This is a genomic window from Streptomyces sp. DH12, from assembly GCF_020873895.1.
Taxonomy (GTDB): domain Bacteria; phylum Actinomycetota; class Actinomycetes; order Streptomycetales; family Streptomycetaceae; genus Streptomyces.
This window is the reverse complement of record NZ_JAHWGT010000880.1, coordinates 1-474: the sequence shown is the minus strand read 5'-3', so window position 1 is coordinate 474 and position 474 is coordinate 1. Positions and strand designations below refer to the sequence as shown.

The window sequence follows — 474 nt, the reverse complement described above, 5'->3', positions numbered from 1 at the left end:
CCGGGAGAACCGCTCCTCCTCCGCGGCGGCGACGGTACGGCCGTCGATCACCAGGGCGGCCGCGGGGTCGTGGAACAGGGCGTTGATGCCGAGGATGCGCATGGCGGACGGACCTTTCGCGTGGGGGCGGCGGCCGGATCGGCCGCCTGGTCCAGGGGCCGGCGGGGCGGGCCGCTCAGCCGCGGGCCGCCTCGGCGCGGAACCAGTCGATCGTGCGGCGCAGGCCCTCCTCGGCGCCCACCCGCGGCTCCCAGCCGAGCTTGTCGCGGGCCAGCGTGATGTCGGGGCAGCGCACGGCCGGGTCGTCCACGGGACGCTCGATGTAGCGCACCTCGGAGGAGGAACCCGCCAGCGCCACCACCAGGCGGGCCAGGCCGAGCATGCTGATCTCGGCTGGGAGCCGCGGGTGGGCGCCGAGGAGGGCCTGCGCCGCACGATCGACTGGTTCCGCGCCGAGGCGGCCCGGACGAGCCG

1 protein-coding gene and 1 pseudogene are annotated in these 474 nt (G+C 77.0%); both read right to left on the bottom strand.

Annotation, left to right across the window (positions count from 1 at the left end):
- Nucleotides 1-102: carbamoyltransferase N-terminal domain-containing protein (locus LPA54_RS42750; protein WP_306806625.1), on the bottom strand; the 102-nt coding region annotated here is incomplete at its 3' end.
- A 73-nt stretch (nt 103-175) separates the two neighbouring features.
- Nucleotides 176-474: pseudogene (locus LPA54_RS37580) on the bottom strand (hypothetical protein); the annotation flags it as partial.